Here is a 16380-nt window from a genome sequence, read left to right on the forward strand (position 1 = left end):
ATTATGGCTGATAAAGATGGAAAAACGGAAAAACCCTCCGCTAAAAAATTAAAAGATGCTAGAAAAAAAGGAGATATAGTTAAAAGTCCAGAACTTGTTTCTGCCATATCTTTTTTTATATTTTCAGTATTTTTTATACCGTTATGGGAATATGTTATTGAAAAAAGCGTAGGTATTTTAAAACTTCATTTTTCCTTTCAATTTAATCATATAAATATTGAAGAAAATTTAAATGTGATTGCTATACAAAGCATAGTTAAATTTCTGATTATTTTAGCCCCTTTTTTAGCAATTGGTTTTTTTAGTTCATGGATAAGTAGCATGTCTCAAGTTGGATTTTTATTTACAACAAAACCATTAAAACCGGATTTTAAGAAGTTGAATCCAATTAGTGGATTTAAAAACTTAGTAAGTAAGAAAGCTTTTTTTACTTTATTTAAAAACATTGGAAAACTAATTTTAATTTTCTTTATCACTTTAAAAGAAATTAAAAATGTTTTGATAGTTTTTTTCACAAGCTATTCTGTTGGCATTGAAACTTTACCAGAATTTGTTTTATCTTTTTTAAAAACATTATCTATAAAAATTGCGTTTATTTTACTTATTTTAGGAATTTTAGATTATGTTGTTCAATGGTTTGAATATCGTAAAAAATTAAAAATGACTAAACAAGAAGTAAAAGATGAATTTAAACAGCAAGAAGGAGATCAACAAGTAAAAGCTCAAAGAAAAGGTCTATATTATCAAATGGTTTCTGGGATGATGAATCAAGTAAAAGATGCAACAGTAATTGTCACTAATCCAACTCATTTAGCAATTGCTATTAGATACAATAAAGAAAGTGACGGGGCTCCTATTGTTATTGCAAAAGGTGCTGATCATATGGCAAAAAAAATTAGAGAAGAAGCAACAGAAAATAGAGTACCAATTTTGGAAAATAAACCTGTTGCAAGATCGTTATATAAAACAACAGGTATAGGTGAACCAATACCTGTAGATATGTATGAAACAATGGCTGAGATTTTAGCGTTTGTTTATCAGATGAATGAAAAAAATAAGTATAAAATATAAGTCTTACAAAATGGATAGTAAAAAATAACTAATAAAGGAGGAAAATAGAGTGTTATCCAAATTAAATTTAAAACATCTAAATTACTCAGATGTTATTATCTCCTTTATGGTTGTTGCTGTAATTGGTCTAATTATTATACCGTTACCTAGTACAATTCTTGATTTTCTAATCATTATTAATATGACAATCGGTATTAATATCTTATTAATAACACTGTTTACAAAAAGTGTTTTAGAATTTGCAACATTTCCCACACTTTTATTGATTACTACAATGTTTCGCTTAGGGTTAAATATATCTTCAACTCGTTTAGTTTTAACTAAGGGAAATGCAGGTCATGTTATTGATGCTTTTGCAAATGTTGTAGCAGGAAATAATTATATTGTAGGAGCAGTTATTTTCATCATTATTACCATTATTCAAATGGTAGTTGTTACTAATGGTGCCAGTCGAGTTTCAGAAGTTTCAGCAAGATTTACATTAGATGCTATGCCAGGAAAGCAAATGGCAATTGATGCGGACTTAAATGCTGGTTTAATAACTGAAGACGAAGCGAAAAAAAGAAGAAAAGATCTTCAAAGAGAAGCAAGCTTTTATGGTGCTATGGATGGTGCTAGTAAATTTGTAAAAGGTGATGCTATTGCTGGAATTATCATTACTTTAATTAACTTAATAGGTGGTATATTAATCTTCTCACTGATGCAAGGGATGGGTGTGTTAGAGGCACTTGATAGATTCGGTAAACTTGCGATTGGTGATGGTTTGGTCAGTCAAATACCATCGTTATTAATCTCTGTATCATCAGGTATTATTGTTACAAGATCTGATGATGACAATACTTTCGGTAATGCGATTAAAGAGGATTTCTTTCCTAATCCATTAATAGCCGGTATTGTTGCTTGCGTCATGTTTATAGTAGCACTAGTTCCAGGATTTCCTAAAATACCATTTTTTATAATGAGCGGTATTTTTGGGTTTATTGCCTTTAAGAAATACGAAAGTGAAGATTTAGAAGAACAAAGACAAATTGAAAGACGGCAAGAATTACTGCTTCTGCAAAAGGAAAAAGAATTGGAAGAAGATGATAGTGTCTCTTCTTTCCAAGTAGAGCCAATTTCAATTGAAATTGGTTATGCTCTTATTCCTATGACTGATGATAGCTTAGACAATTCATTAATGAAGCAAATAATAAGTATTAGGAAACAATGTGCTCACGAATTAGGTGTATTGTTAACTCCTATTAGAATTAGAGATAATTTACAATTAGGTCCAAATGATTATTGCATCAAAATAAAGGGAAATGAAGTTGCTAGAGGTGAAATCTACCCAAATAAATTTATGGTTATAAATCCAGAAAATGAGCAGATGAAACTAGATGGGATTCCTGCAAAAGAACCTGCATTTGGTTTAGATGCTCTTTGGATAGATGAACATGATCGAGAAATAGCTGATATTCATGGTTCAACAATTGTAGAACCTGTAACGGTGATTGCCACTCACCTTAAAGAAGTAATTTATAATAATACGGCAGAACTTTTAGGACGTCAGGAAGTAAAACACTTATTAGAAGGTATTAAAGATAAATATAATGTTGTAATTGATGAGTTGATTCCAGAAATTATGAGGCTTGGTGAGGTTCAGAAGGTTCTTCAAAATTTACTAAAAGAACAGATACCAATTAATGACTTGGTAACTATTTTAGAAACATTAGCAGATTATGGAACAGCTACAAAAGATGTTGAAGTTCTGACTGAACACGTTAGACAGTCTTTAAAAAGAACTATTGTAAAACAATATCTAGGAGTAGACGGTGTTTTACGAGTTGTGACTTTACATCCGGAAGTAGAAGAATTGATATCAAAAAGTACTCAAAAAACGACTTCTGGTTCAGTTCCTGTGTTAAAACCTGATTTGATAACAAGATTATTTGATTCAATTAATCAAGTTAATCAAAGTCTAATAACTCAGAATATTCAGTATGTTATATTAGCGTCTCCTAATACACGATTAACTTTTAGAAAATTAATCTCTTATAATTTTCCGGAAGTAGCAGTATTATCACTTAACGAAGTTCCAAATGAAGTTGAAATTGAAACTGTAGGTATGTTATCTCTAGATAACATTTAATAGATATAAGATCAATTTAGTATAGAGCAATATATTATAGCGTTATTGGGAAGGGGAAATTGTTGTGTATGAAGTTGATTACGAACACGAAATTGTCAAATACTTACCATTTGTTAAAAGAGTTGTTAATAGAATTGAAGTTAAATCAACTGACTATGATAAGGACGATTTATTTAATATAGGTGTTATCGGATTAATGGATGCATTGAAAAGATTTGATGTTTCTAAAAATGTATCTTTCGAAAGTTATGCCTATATTCGAATTCGTGGAGCAATAATTGATGAGATTAGAAAAACATCAAGGGTATCAAGAAACCGTATGAGTCATTTAGATCAATTCTATAAAGCTAAAGAAAAAATTGAATCTGAAAATATGACTGAAGCAACTGATTTACAGATTTGTGAAGAATTAGGAATAAATTCTAAGCAACTATCGAAAATTCATGAAACAGTGCATTATTTAGCCAATATATCATTAGAAGATACAATTTTTACAACACAAGGTGAATCACTAGAATTAAAAGATATAGTCGAAGATACACAAACAATACCAATTGATGAAATATTATTAGATGATGAAAAAAAAGTAGCTTTAAGAAATTCCATAGAGAAGTTACCTGAAAGAGAACAAATTATTCTAAATTTATACTATGTTGAAGAATTGACTTTAAAAGAGATTGCTGAAGTATTAGATGTCTCAATTCCAAGAGTTTCACAATTACACGGCAAAATTTTAATAAAACTAAAAAAACTAATTGAGGAGGAATTAGAATGATAAGAAGTATGGATACATTACAGAAAAGTTTTAATATTTTACAAAAAAAGCAAGAAAATACAAGTTCAAATGTTTCAAATGTTAATACATTTGGTTTTAAAAGCCAAAAAATTATTCAAAAAACAGATAAAGAAAAACAAATGTTTAATCATCTAAAAGGACCTCAATTAAATGATAAGAATGAAATAGGAACATTTATTTTTGGTAATCGAATTGATGAAATCAATAAAAATATGACAACGGGTAGCATGAAGCAGACAAATAAACAAACAGACTATGCTATTTTAGGAGATGGATTTTTTAATATCCAACTAGCAAATGGAACGATTGGATATACTAAAAATGGTCATTTTCAAGTAAATGAGCAAAATCAATTAGTGACACAAGAAGGATATTTAGTTTTGTCTGATAATGGGCAACCTGTTGATGCAAGACAACAAAACCCAAATTTTAGATTAACAAAATTTAATGATTTAAATAATTTAACTGCAATTGGTGAGTCATTATTTTCAGGAGTAAATGGTGAACAGGATTTAAATAGTCGTGTCGAAAACCATATGTTAGAAAGTTCAAACGTTGATATGGTGGATGAAATGACTGATTTATTACAAACAGCTAGGGAATTTGAAATAAATCAAAAAGCATTACACACTTCTGATGAGACATTAAGGAAATTAACTAATGAAATAGGAAGAGTATAAAAAGAGGTGCTACTAATATGAATTCAGCTTTATCAATAAGTAAATCTGGACTAAAAGGGTTACAAACAAATCTAGATATTACTTCTAATAATATTGCAAATGTCAATACTATAGGTTTTAAAGAAAAAAATGCAAATTTTCAAGAGTTACTTAGAAATGATGTTATTTCAGAAAATAGAGGAATTGCAAATGGTATTTCACGAGGTACTAAAATAACACAGGGACAAAACAACAACAAGCAAGGAAGTTTAATTTCTAGTAATCATCCCTTTGACTTAGCTATTTCAGGAGAAGGTTTTTTTGGAATTAGATTGCCAAATAATCAACTAGCCTATTCACGGGATGGATCATTTAGATTTGATTCAGAAGGAACATTAAGAAATAGTGCAGGAAATACTGTTGAAATAACACTATCAGTTCCTAAAAATGATTGGCCAGAAGGTATTCCTTCTATAAATGAAAAAGGAATGGTTAGTGTGGCAGGGATGCCAGTAGGAGAAATTCCAATTTTTAGTGGAGACTTAAGCGAACAATTGATAGACATTGGAAATAATCAATACGTCTTACCAAATGGAAGAATTGCAGAGAGACTGGACAATCCAGAAATTAATCAATTTTATTTGGAGTCATCTAATGTTAATTTGGCAGACTCAATGTCAGAAATGATTCTTACACAAAGAGCATATTCTATGAATACAAAAGTTTTACAATCAACAGATGAGATGATGCAGCGAATTAATGAATTTAAACAGTAAAAGGATTTGAAATAAATGATTAGATTTTCCCATGTTTATAAAAAATATACTGAGGGTAACTTGGCGTTATCTGATGTTAGCTTAGACGTAAGTCAAGGAGAGTTTCTTTATTTAATTGGTCCTAGTGGTTCAGGAAAGTCAACAATTATTAAGTTATTAACTTGTGAAGAAAGACTAACACAAGGTTTTTTACAGATTGGGAATATTGATTTATTAAAACTGCCAGATAAAAAACTACCTGATTATCGTAGACAGATAGGTGTGATTCCACAAGATATTTTTTTATTAGATCACTTAACAGTATATAAAAATATTGTATATTCGTTAAATGCTATTGATTTTGATAGAAAAAAAATAAAAGAGAAAGCTCTAGCTGCTCTAAGTCAGGTGGGAATGTTGAGTTTTAAAAATGATTATCCTTCAGAATTATCCATTGGTCAGCAACAAAAAGTGGCCATTGCTAGGGCAATTGTAAATAATCCTAAAATTATTTTAGCGGACGAACCTACAAGCAATCTAGATAATAAATCTTCTATTGAAATCATGAGAATTCTTTATAAGTTGAATCAAGATGGAGCAACCATTTTAATGGCTACGCATAATTCGACAATAGTAAATACAGTTAGAAATCGTGTGTTAGAAATAGATAATGGGGAGTTAGTTAGAGATCAAAGTAATGGCGATTATGGTCTATCAACTGATAACAAAGATATATTTATTATATAACAGATTTTTTTTAGTTTGCTATTAACTTCTATGTTATTTTTCCGATAGTGATATTGGAAGAATAATTATAGAAAGGGTGTTTTAAATGATTAAAAGAGGTGCAAAAAAAAATAAGTCATTAGGTCCATTGATTATATGGTTTATCGTATCAATCAGCTTAATTCCAGTCATTGTTGTGTTATTTTTAAATATTAATGTTATGTCAACATTGATAACTAATAGGGTTGCTATTGAAGAAAAGAACAGTGTTAAAAGAGTTGCTGATAATATTGATAGTATTAGAAGAACTGTTGAAAGAACAGTTGATGCGTTATCTGATGAAACTGACTTAAAAGAAGTAAATCAAAACTATGAAAGTCAAGCAAAAGTTAGAAAACTTCTGAAATTAGTCCATAAATCTGATGAGAATTTTGAACATATCTATTATGCACCAGTTGGAAAAAATAACATATCTTCAATTTCTAGAGATGTCAATTTTAGAGAGTTTGAAAATCGTAGTTGGTATGTTGAAGCAATGAAGAAACCAGGAGAATTAGTTTGGTCAAAACCAGATGCAGACATTAAAACAAATAAAATTACCATGACTTTATCAAAAGCGATAAAAAATGGAGATAAAATTGTAGGTGTCTTAGGAATCGATGTAGATTTATCGCAGATTTCTAGAATGGTAAGAGACACTAAAGTTGGAAATACTGGTTATATGATGTTAGTAACTGAAGAAGGTTTAGTTCTTGGTTCAGGATTGAAAAAAAATGAAGGTAAGGATATCTCTGATACAGATTATTTTAAAAATAGAGACGGTGACAAAGGGTTTGTAAAAGATATAGATGAAACCGCTTATTTTACAACTACTAAGAATGGTTTAATTCTTTATTCTGGAACTGAAAAGAATGAATTAAGTATTGAAAAAAGTAGTTTATTTAAAGTTTCCGGTTATGTTATTGTTATTTCCGGAATTTTAGCCTTTGTTTTAGCTGTTGGTATTTCTCGTGTTATTATTCGTGCAGCTAAAGTTTTAGTGGATTCATTCAAAAAAGCTTCACAAGGTGATTTAACTTCCAAAATTACTAGTACAAGAAGATGTATGGATGAAAAGGATTCAAAACGTAAAAACTTTAAGTTTGTTGATAAAATATTTGGTGATGGGAAAATTAAAGAAGATGGTAATGAAATCGATCAGATTGCAAGTTCGTATAATAGTATGCTGACAGGTTTTTCTGGTCTCATAGAAGGGATTCAATTAGAAAGTAACCAAATCTCTGAAATGTCATCTTCGTTACTCGATATTTCAAAACAAACAACATCTTCAACAGAAGAAGTTTCAGAAACAATTACAGGAATTGCCCAAGCTACAAGTTCACAAGCGGTAGATGCTGAAAAAACAGTTTCGGAAATGAATCAATTAGCCGAAATTATTGATGCTATTCATCAATCTTCTTTAGATATGAATAACAATACTGAAGTAGCTACAACTGTTAATATGAAAAATTCAGAATTAATGTTTAAAGTTTATGAAAATTGGGAGTTAGAACGACAAAAATTAGGAATACTTGTTGAAAGCATGGGTGAAATGAATAGTGATATTCAAAACATTACTAAAATTATTCAAGTAATTACTGATTTATCTTCTCAAACCAATCTTTTAGCATTAAATGCTTCTATTGAAGCTGCTAGAGCTGGAGAAGCTGGTAAAGGTTTTGCTGTTGTTGCTGAAGAGGTCAGAAAATTAGCAGAACAAAGTTCAAATTCAACAAAAGATATTGAGACAATCATTGAAGAGATTCAATCGAAATCAGATGGAATTGTTTCGCAGGTTAAAGATTCGTTTGATGGCGGTGTTAAACAAACACAAGTGATTAACGAAGCGATTGATTCAGCTAATCAAGTCTCAGATCAGTTTGAAATACTAGTTCAAGAAACAAAAGCTATTGATATGTTAAGTCAAGAGATTAAAAAACAAAAAGATTCAGTTTTACTTTCCGTAGAGAATATTTCTGCTTCAACAGAAGAAAATTCTGCAGGCACAGAAGAAGTTTCTGCTAACGCTGAGGAAATTTTAGCTACAATGGAAGAATTTTCAAATAACATTAGTACTCTTGAAGAAATAGCGAATATTCTAGAAGTTCAAGCTAACGGATTTGTTACTAAATAAAAATGGGACTGTGACATATTTATGTCACAGTCTCACTCTTATTTTAATAAAAAATCGAAAAGCCTATTAAACTTTCCTTTAAAAATGTCGATAGTCTATTGGAACTAATATTTTAAGGAGTTGTAAGGGATGAAAAAAAATAGGAATAAATCGATAGGACCTTATATTATAGGGTTTATCGTTGCACTTGGATTAATTCCAGTGTTAGTTGTTTTATTTTTAAACACAAAGTTTATGATAAGTACAATTGATAAAAGAATTAGTGTTGAGGCAAAAAATAGTATTAGCCGTGTACAAGATGGAATTGAAGGTATTGAAGCGACAGCAGAGAAAGCAACAGAAGAAATTAGTAAAACTGCCTTGTTACAAAAACCAGTAAAAACACCTGTAGAGAGAGAACAAGTTAGAGAATTACTTAAACTTGTAAGAAATACAGATGCTACATTTGGTGATATTTATTATGCGCCAAATGGTAATAAAATCATTTCAAGTGTAGGTATGGACATTGAGGTAGATAAGTATCTATCTAGACCTTGGTACAAAGAAGCTGTTGAAGAACCGAATAAGGTTCATTTATCAGAACCAAGTGCTGATATTAATACAGGTGAGATTATTATTACACTTTCAAAAGCTGTTCAAAATAATAATAATGTTTTAGGTGTTCTTGCAATTGATATTAATATGGAAGAGATATCTAAAATTATTAATGATACTAAAATAGGGCGTTCAGGTCGAATGATTCTTTTAACAAAAGATGGGGATGTTTTAGGTTCAGGAGATCCTAAAGAACGTAATACAAATGCAAAGGATCAACCTTTCTTTCAACAAATAACAGAACCAGTAGGGGATATAAAAACAAAAACAGGTCATTCTCATTATCTTCAAACAGATGATGGCTTAATTATTGTTGCTGGAGTTGAAAATAAAGAATTCAAAGTTGAAAAGGAAGCTATGCTAAAAATATCTGCAATTGTAACAATAAGTTGGGGAATTTTAGCTATAGTTATTGCTTTATTTATTTCAAAACAAATCATCAAAGTAGCTAATGTTTTAGTTGAATCTTTTGAAAAAGCAAGTCAAGGTAATCTGAAAGTGAAAATTACTAACTTAAGAGGTAACTCTATAGCTACTGACCAAGATAAAGAACTTACAAAAATTCAAAAGTTATTTGGTACTGGAGAAGTTAAAGAGCATGGAACAGAGGTTAACCAAATTATTGTTGCCTTTAATAATATGTTAGATGGATTTTCTAAGTTAGTTAAAAGCATTCAAGAAGAAAGTAATCAAATATCAGACATGAGTGTTTCTTTATCTGATATATCAAAACAAACTAATTCGGCAACAGAAGAAGTATCAGAAACAATAACAGGGATTGCTCAAGCAACAAGTTCTCAAGCAATGGATTCAGAAAAAACAGTAAGTGAGATGAACGATCTCGGTTCTACTATAGAAACGATTAACCGTTCTGCAATTGATATGAATCAAAAAGCAATTCAAGCTACTGAAGATAACAAAAAAAATTCTGAATTAATGAACCATGTCTATGAGAATTGGGAAATTGAACGTCAAAAACTTAAAGGTCTTGTTGATAGTATGGGGACTATGAATAGTGATATTCAAAACATTAATAAGATTATTCAAGTTATTACAGATATTTCGACTCAAACTAACCTTTTAGCCTTAAATGCATCAATTGAGGCTGCAAGAGCAGGTGAAGCTGGAAAAGGATTTGCTGTTGTGGCAGAAGAGGTTCGAAAATTGGCAGAACAAAGTGCTGTTTCAACTAAGGATATTGAAATGATTATTGGTGAAATACAAAGTAAGTCTAATGAAATGGTTCTTCAAGTGACTGATTCTTATGAAGGTGGTCAAAAACAAACTGATTCAATTAATCATGCCATTTCATCAACTAAAAAAGTGACAAATCAATTTAATGATATTATTCAAGAAGTTAATTCTATTGATATTTTGAGTCAAGAAATAAAAAAACAAAAAGACTCAGTGCTATTCTCTGTAGAAAATATATCTGCTTCAACACAAGAAAATGCGGCAGGAACAGAAGAAGTTTCTGCTAACGCAGAAGAGATTTTAGCTACAATGGAAGAATTTACTGCTAATATCTATGAACTTGAAAAAATTGCTAATAGTCTTAAAAAACAAGCCAATAGCTTTAATATTTAAGTATAATGAACACGAAAAGTTTCAATGGAATTTCCATTGGAACCTTTTGTGTTAATTAATGGGGGATGAAAAATGGAAAAGCAAATTGTTTTTTTGAGTAAGAAACAAGAGTTAAGCATTCCAATTGAAAAAATCAATAAAATTATTCAATGGCAAGAAACAATACCTGTGCCTGAAACGTCTACTTTTGTATTAGGCGTTATTGAACATAATGAGCATGTATTACCCGTTATTGATTTAAATGACCGTTTGTATGGAATCCCAACAGAAGTAAGTAACGAGATGAAAATAATTATCGTTCAATGGAAGGAAGAGTATTTAGGTCTTTTAGTAGAATCTATTAGAGGCATTATGGATTTTGAAAAAAATCAGTTTGAACTTATGGAGAATGAAGTAACCTTTGATAAAAACTATATTGAAAGTTTTATCAAAGCAGAAAATGGCATTATTATTCAATTAAATGTTGATACTTTATTTGAGGGAAATATTATGCTTGATAAGTTGCTACGAGCTTTAGAGATAGCAGATACAGCTGAAAATCCTCAAGAAGAGTTGGCAGAAGAGTAATGTCTGAGCAATTGAAAGTGGGAATTTCAGACTATAAGATAACCAAAGCCCCAAATCAGTTGGTGACCTTAGGACTGGGATCATGTATTGGTATTGTTATTTACAATCAAGATACTAAGGTTGGGGGCTTGAGTCATATTATGCTTCCAGATAGTAAGCTTTTTAATCATCAAACTAATTTGAAAATTGAAAAATTCGCTGATTTAGCTATACCACAAATGGTTGAAGAATTAAAAAGTAAAAGCAAAAATGGTCGTTTAGTAGCTAAAATAGCAGGCGGAGCAAGTATGTTTCAATTACAAGGGCAAGCAAAATCTCAAAATATTGGCGAACGAAATATTCAAGCCGTAGAAAGTATTTTGTCAGAATTAAAAATTCCAATTTTAGCTAAACATGTTGGCGGAAATATGGGGCGTTCGCTTTTTGTAGATTTAGAAACATTAGGTGTATCTGTCAAAATGGTTAATAGGGAACTATATGAATTATAAGGTGGGAAATAATGTGACTATAAAAGTAATGGTGGTTGATGATTCTGCTTTTATGAGAAAAGTAATATCGGATCAGATTAATAATATTTCAGAAATGCTAGTATGTACAACTGCTAGAAGCGGTGAGGATGCTCTAAATAAAATTCCAAAATTTTTACCTGACTTAATTACTTTAGATATTGAAATGACAGGAATGAATGGTTTAGAGACATTAGAACAAATAAAATCACATTATGATATCCCAGTAATTATGATTAGCTCCCATACTGGAGAAGAAATGACTATTTCTTGTTTAGAGAAAGGGGCAATGGACTTTGTTGAAAAGCCTATTAATTTACTCAAAATTGAGGAATCATTTACGGATGAATTAGCTAGTAAAATAAAATCCATTGTTCAAACTACAGAGCTTAGAAGTGTACAATATACAAAAAAAAGTGATGAAAAAGCTTCATTTCCTACAAAGATTAGTGCAATAGTAATAGGAGCATCAACAGGTGGTCCAAAAGCTCTAATGCAATTAATTAAGGCAATTCCAAGTAATTTAAAGGTTCCAATATTTATTGTCCAACATATGCCTAAAGGTTTTACAAAATCATTTTCTACAAGATTAGATCAAGAGGCAAAGGTTAAGGTTGTTGAGGCAAAGCAGGGAGAAATTATTAAACCAGGAGTTGTTTATATAGCTCCTGGTGATTACCATATGAGAATTGAAAATCAAAAAATTTTACTTACGCAAGAAGATAAAATTCATAGTGTCAGGCCTGCAGTTGATCCTTTGTTTGAGTCAGCATCTAAAATATATCGTAAGCAATTAGTTGGTATTATTCTTACTGGAATGGGAAATGATGGTGCCTTAGGAATGAAACATATATCTGAGGCTGGAGGTTACACAATAGCACAAGATAAAGATAGCTCTATCGTATTTGGAATGCCAAGAAGAGCAATTGAGCTTGATGTCATTGATGAAGTACTATCATTAAATCAAATAGAAGAAAAATTAAATTGGATGATTAAGGTGAGACAATGAGCGAAACTTTTAATGAATTTAATATATGGGCCAAAAAGAATTTGAATATGAATTTAGAGTCGTATAAGGAAAAACAATTACAAAGACGTATTTTGAATGTTATGTCGAATCATTCTGTTTCTAATTTAAACGACTATATGAAATTGATGGAAAAAGATATAGCTGCTAGGGAAGAGTTGAAAAATTATCTGACTATAAATGTGACAGAATTTTTTAGAAATCCTGAGTTGTTTGAAGCGTTGGAACATCATCTTCTAAAAACGTTAAAACCTCAATTCAAAAGTTTGAAATGTTGGAGTGCTGCTTGTTCTAATGGTTCAGAACCCTATAGTTTGGCTATGTTATTTGAAGATAATAAAATTAATATGAGTCAAAAAATATTAGCAACTGATATTGATAGGGTTATTTTGAAACGTGCAGAGGATGCTTTGTATGTTGAAAGTGAGTTAAAAAATATTAGCCAATTACATCGTGAAACTTATTTTGAGCATCAAGATGATGGGTTTAAGATTCACCCTCGCATTAGACAAAAAGTGAAATTTAAAGAACATGATTTGTTAAAAAGCTCCTTTGATTCAGGTTATCATTTGATTATATGTCGAAATGTAACGATATATTTTAAACAGGAAGCTAGAGATGAATTGTATCAAAAATTTTATGACTCTTTAGCACCTGGAGGTATTTTTTTTACAGGAGCTACAGAAACAATTAATCAACCGGAAAAATTTGGTTTCAAAAAGATAGATTCATTTATTTATCAAAAATAAATAAAGAAAGAGGTGTTTGAGATGGACGAGAACGAGAAATACCGAGACCTTTTTTTTGAAGAAACAGACGAACATTTAGAAAATTTAAATGACGGGGTATTGACTCTGGAGAGTAATCCCGAAAGTGAAGAAACAATAGATAGTATATTTAGATCAGCTCATACGTTAAAAGGTATGGCAGCCACTATGGGATATGAGACAATGGCTAAATTAACTCATAAAATGGAAAACGTGTTTCAATATTTTAAAAACAAAACAATTGAAGTGAATTCTGATAGTATCTCACTTATTTTTGATTGTTTGGATGCACTGGCTGAAATAGTTGAGAATTTAAGAGACGAAGAAGCTATAGATAGTAGTGAGATTAGTCATTTAATTCAACGCTTAGAAGAAATAGAGGCATCGGAATCAAAAGAAGTAGAAGAATCTATTGAAATAATTGAAAAAATTAATTTTCCTATCGAATTTTTATCAGAGGAAGATATTAATTTAATAAACCAATTAAAAGATACAAGCTTTAATGCTTACTGCGTTAGTATTCGTTTAGATAAAGAGTGTAGTTTAAAAGGGCCACGTGTTTTTCTAATTATGGATAGAGTTAACGAACTTGGTGAAGTTTCGTATAGCTTTCCAGATACTGAAACATTAGAACAAGGTGAATTTGGACAAGATTTTCATTTTATTTTAATTAGTGAAAATACTATTGAGGAAATAAGAGATAATATTTTATCAAATAGTGATATAGAGAATTTACTTGTTTTAAATGCTGAAGAATGTCTTAATGATTCTTCAATAGAAAAAGTAATAATGGAAAAAAATGAGAATCCTGACGTCAAGGAAATAGAAGTCTTACAAAGTAAAATCAAAAAAGTTACTAAACATGAACAACAAACTATAAAAGTGGATTTAGAAAAACTAGATACATTTATGAATCTGGTATCTGAATTAGTTGTTTACAGAACGAGATTAGAAAACATTACTTTAACTGATAATAAAAACGAGATAAAAGAACCTCTAACTGAAGTTGCAAGAATCACTTCTGAACTTCAAGATTTGGTACTTAAAATTAGAATGCAACAAGTTAGTGTCGTAATGAATCGATTTCCAAGAGTTATTCGAGATTTATCTCGTGACTTAAATAAAGAAATGACATTAATTATTGAAGGTGAAGACACTGAATTAGATCGGACTGTTGTTTCAGAACTAAGTGAGCCGTTAATTCATTTAATTAGGAATTCAGCAGATCATGGTATTGAAAGTCCAGAAAGAAGAATTGAATTAGGGAAGTCTACAGTTGGAGAGATTAAAATTACTGCTTTCCAACAAGGGAATCGAGTTATTATTACTGTTTCAGATGATGGAAAAGGATTAAATCCAACTCTTATCAAGAAAAGCGCTGAAGAAAAGGGCATTATAACAGATGGTCTAAGTGAAAAAGAGATATTACATTTAATTTTTCATCCTGGTTTTTCAACTGCAAAAAAAATAACAAACGTTTCTGGCCGTGGAGTTGGTATGGATGTTGTTCATTCTAAAATTTCAGAGCTAGGAGGTACGATTGATTTACAAAGTACTGTAGACGTAGGGTCAACGTTTACTATCAATCTACCGTTAACTCTTTCTATTATTCAATCATTAATGGTTAAGGTATCTGGAGAATTATTTGCATTACCTCAAGGGGCAATTGAAAAGGTCGTTGAGGTTTCTGAAAGTGATATTAAACAAGTTCATATGCAAGAAGTTTATATGTATCAACATACAGCAATTCCAGTTATAAGACTAGATAAAGTACTAGGATTGAATAATAAAGATAGTGATTTTAAAGAAAAACCTCATTTAATTTTAGTTCTTTTAGGGAAAAAATATTATGCATTGATGGTTGATGAATTAGTTGGTCAACAAGAAATAGTTATCAAAAAATTAGGTAGAGAGCTAAGACATCTAAAAAAATATTTAGGTGCGACAATTTTAGGTAACGGTGATATTGCAATGATTTTAGATACAAACGTAATTTGTAGCGAAGATAGTGTGACATCATTATGATAGATAAATATCTGCCATTACAAATTGATGCAATGAAAGAGTTAGTTAATATAGGTGGTGGACATGCAGCAACAAGTATATCATCTTTGATTAATACCAAAGTTGATATGATAGTACCACTTATAGAAATTATGGAATATGAAGAATTATATGCCAGAATTATGTCAGAAGATAAAATTGTTTATTCAGTTACAACTCAAATTCTTGGTAATGGCGGTGGCGTATTTTTATTTGCTTTACCAGAAGAATCAGCTAATCAGATTAGTCAAATGATGCTATTAAATTCTATGGAAAAAACTCAGGAATTAATAGAATCATCTATTAAAGAACTTGTTAATATTATTGTTAACTCCTTTTTAAATGCTATTAGTGAGTTATTAAATATTCGTTTGATGTCAAGTATACCTAATCTTACCATTGATATGTTTGGTTCAATAATAAGTAGTTTGTATATGGCGTATGATCAGTATGATGAAGAAGTTTTAATTATTAAAAATGAATTTTTTTATTCTGGCAATCAGATGGATGCCTATCTTTACTTTATTCCAGAAACAGGTGTTTTAGAAAAATTATTTAAAGCTATCGGCTTATAGAAAGAGGAATTTAAAATGGCAAAAAAAGTATTAATCGTTGATGACGCAGTTTTTATGAGAATGAAATTAAAGGATATTTTAGAAAAAAATGGTTACCAAGTAGTAGATGAAGCGCAAAATGGCTTGGAAGCTATTGAAAAATACAAAGCAACTCAACCGGATTTAGTAACAATGGATATTACAATGCCTGAAATGGACGGGGTAGAAGCCTTAAAGGAAATTAAAGCTTTTGATAGTAATGCAAAAGTTTTAATGTGTAGTGCTATGGGGCAACAATCAATGGTAATGGATGCCATTCGTGCTGGTGCAGTTGATTTTATTGTTAAACCTTTTGATAGTGATCGTGTAATTAAAGCTTTAGATAAAGTAAGCATTTAGCTTTATGAATTTTTATTTTTTTGAGGAG

15 protein-coding genes are annotated in these 16380 nt (G+C 30.3%); all 15 read left to right on the forward strand.

Annotation, left to right across the window (positions count from 1 at the left end; genetic code table 11):
* Positions 1-3: 3 nt before the first annotated feature.
* The 15 genes from DFR54_RS10395 to DFR54_RS10465 all read left to right on the forward strand — a co-directional run bounded on the left by DFR54_RS10395 (position 4) and on the right by DFR54_RS10465 (position 16352).
* Positions 4-1071, forward strand: a complete 1068-nt coding sequence (locus DFR54_RS10395) for an EscU/YscU/HrcU family type III secretion system export apparatus switch protein (RefSeq protein ID WP_114290168.1) — start codon at positions 4-6, stop codon at positions 1069-1071.
* A gap of 49 nt (positions 1072-1120) precedes the next feature.
* The gene (gene flhA / locus DFR54_RS10400) at positions 1121-3199 is read left to right on the forward strand and encodes a flagellar biosynthesis protein FlhA (RefSeq protein WP_282957109.1); all 2079 of its coding nucleotides are present in this window, start codon (positions 1121-1123) and stop codon (positions 3197-3199) included.
* Between the two features lie 64 nt (positions 3200-3263).
* A complete protein-coding gene (locus DFR54_RS10405; protein ID WP_086343266.1) occupies positions 3264-3974 on the forward strand; it encodes a sigma-70 family RNA polymerase sigma factor in 711 nt (236 codons plus the stop codon).
* On the forward strand, positions 3971-4675 hold the full coding sequence (locus DFR54_RS10410; RefSeq protein ID WP_114290169.1) for a flagellar hook-basal body protein: 705 nt from the start codon (positions 3971-3973) through the stop codon (positions 4673-4675). Before DFR54_RS10405 ends, DFR54_RS10410 begins: the two co-directional genes overlap by 4 nt.
* Positions 4676-4692: 17 nt before the next feature.
* Complete coding sequence (locus DFR54_RS10415) at positions 4693-5430, forward strand: flagellar hook-basal body protein (protein ID WP_114290170.1); 738 nt, start codon at positions 4693-4695, stop codon at positions 5428-5430.
* 15 nt (positions 5431-5445) lie between these two features.
* On the forward strand, positions 5446-6156 hold the full coding sequence (locus DFR54_RS10420) for a cell division ATP-binding protein FtsE (RefSeq protein WP_114290171.1): 711 nt from the start codon (positions 5446-5448) through the stop codon (positions 6154-6156).
* 85 nt (positions 6157-6241) lie between these two features.
* The gene (locus tag DFR54_RS10425) at positions 6242-8308 is read left to right on the forward strand and encodes a methyl-accepting chemotaxis protein (protein ID WP_114290172.1); all 2067 of its coding nucleotides are present in this window, start codon (positions 6242-6244) and stop codon (positions 8306-8308) included.
* A 129-nt stretch (positions 8309-8437) separates the two neighbouring features.
* On the forward strand, positions 8438-10489 hold the full coding sequence (locus DFR54_RS10430) for a methyl-accepting chemotaxis protein (protein WP_114290173.1): 2052 nt from the start codon (positions 8438-8440) through the stop codon (positions 10487-10489).
* 72 nt (positions 10490-10561) lie between these two features.
* Positions 10562-11056, forward strand: coding sequence for a chemotaxis protein CheW (locus DFR54_RS10435; RefSeq protein WP_086343257.1), 495 nt, complete (start codon positions 10562-10564; stop codon positions 11054-11056).
* On the forward strand, positions 11056-11544 hold the full coding sequence (locus DFR54_RS10440; protein ID WP_114290174.1) for a chemotaxis protein CheD: 489 nt from the start codon (positions 11056-11058) through the stop codon (positions 11542-11544). The genes DFR54_RS10435 and DFR54_RS10440 overlap by 1 nt, the downstream gene beginning before the upstream one ends.
* Before the next feature lie 28 nt (positions 11545-11572).
* The gene (locus tag DFR54_RS10445; RefSeq protein WP_233637784.1) at positions 11573-12571 is read left to right on the forward strand and encodes a protein-glutamate methylesterase/protein-glutamine glutaminase; all 999 of its coding nucleotides are present in this window, start codon (positions 11573-11575) and stop codon (positions 12569-12571) included.
* Entirely contained in the window at positions 12568-13338 is a 771-nt protein-coding gene (locus DFR54_RS10450; RefSeq protein ID WP_114290175.1) for a CheR family methyltransferase, read from the forward strand. Before DFR54_RS10445 ends, DFR54_RS10450 begins: the two co-directional genes overlap by 4 nt.
* A 21-nt stretch (positions 13339-13359) precedes the next feature.
* Entirely contained in the window at positions 13360-15381 is a 2022-nt protein-coding gene (locus tag DFR54_RS10455; protein ID WP_114290176.1) for a chemotaxis protein CheA, read from the forward strand.
* Positions 15378-15974, forward strand: a complete 597-nt coding sequence (locus DFR54_RS10460; protein ID WP_114290177.1) for a chemotaxis protein CheC — start codon at positions 15378-15380, stop codon at positions 15972-15974. Before DFR54_RS10455 ends, DFR54_RS10460 begins: the two co-directional genes overlap by 4 nt.
* 15 nt (positions 15975-15989) lie before the next feature.
* Complete coding sequence (locus tag DFR54_RS10465; RefSeq protein ID WP_086343253.1) at positions 15990-16352, forward strand: response regulator; 363 nt, start codon at positions 15990-15992, stop codon at positions 16350-16352.
* Positions 16353-16380 lie beyond the last annotated feature (28 nt).

The sequence above is a fragment of the Vagococcus fluvialis genome (assembly GCF_003337315.1).
Taxonomy (GTDB): Bacteria; Bacillota; Bacilli; order Lactobacillales; family Vagococcaceae; genus Vagococcus; species Vagococcus fluvialis.

What these genes read in the sequence shown, in the direction of transcription:
- DFR54_RS10450 (WP_114290175.1), top strand. Translation starts at nt 12,568, where the DNA reads ATGAGCGAAACTTTTAATGAATTTAATATATGGGCCAAAAAGAATTTG.
- DFR54_RS10455 (WP_114290176.1), top strand. Translation starts at nt 13,360, where the DNA reads ATGGACGAGAACGAGAAATACCGAGACCTTTTTTTTGAAGAAACAGAC.
- DFR54_RS10435 (WP_086343257.1), top strand. Translation starts at nt 10,562, where the DNA reads ATGGAAAAGCAAATTGTTTTTTTGAGTAAGAAACAAGAGTTAAGCATT.
- DFR54_RS10440 (WP_114290174.1), top strand. Translation starts at nt 11,056, where the DNA reads ATGTCTGAGCAATTGAAAGTGGGAATTTCAGACTATAAGATAACCAAA.
- DFR54_RS10410 (WP_114290169.1), top strand. Translation starts at nt 3,971, where the DNA reads ATGATAAGAAGTATGGATACATTACAGAAAAGTTTTAATATTTTACAA.
- DFR54_RS10465 (WP_086343253.1), top strand. Translation starts at nt 15,990, where the DNA reads ATGGCAAAAAAAGTATTAATCGTTGATGACGCAGTTTTTATGAGAATG.
- DFR54_RS10420 (WP_114290171.1), top strand. Translation starts at nt 5,446, where the DNA reads ATGATTAGATTTTCCCATGTTTATAAAAAATATACTGAGGGTAACTTG.
- DFR54_RS10415 (WP_114290170.1), top strand. Translation starts at nt 4,693, where the DNA reads ATGAATTCAGCTTTATCAATAAGTAAATCTGGACTAAAAGGGTTACAA.
- DFR54_RS10460 (WP_114290177.1), top strand. Translation starts at nt 15,378, where the DNA reads ATGATAGATAAATATCTGCCATTACAAATTGATGCAATGAAAGAGTTA.
- DFR54_RS10445 (WP_233637784.1), top strand. Translation starts at nt 11,573, where the DNA reads ATGGTGGTTGATGATTCTGCTTTTATGAGAAAAGTAATATCGGATCAG.
- DFR54_RS10395 (WP_114290168.1), top strand. Translation starts at nt 4, where the DNA reads ATGGCTGATAAAGATGGAAAAACGGAAAAACCCTCCGCTAAAAAATTA.
- DFR54_RS10425 (WP_114290172.1), top strand. Translation starts at nt 6,242, where the DNA reads ATGATTAAAAGAGGTGCAAAAAAAAATAAGTCATTAGGTCCATTGATT.
- DFR54_RS10430 (WP_114290173.1), top strand. Translation starts at nt 8,438, where the DNA reads ATGAAAAAAAATAGGAATAAATCGATAGGACCTTATATTATAGGGTTT.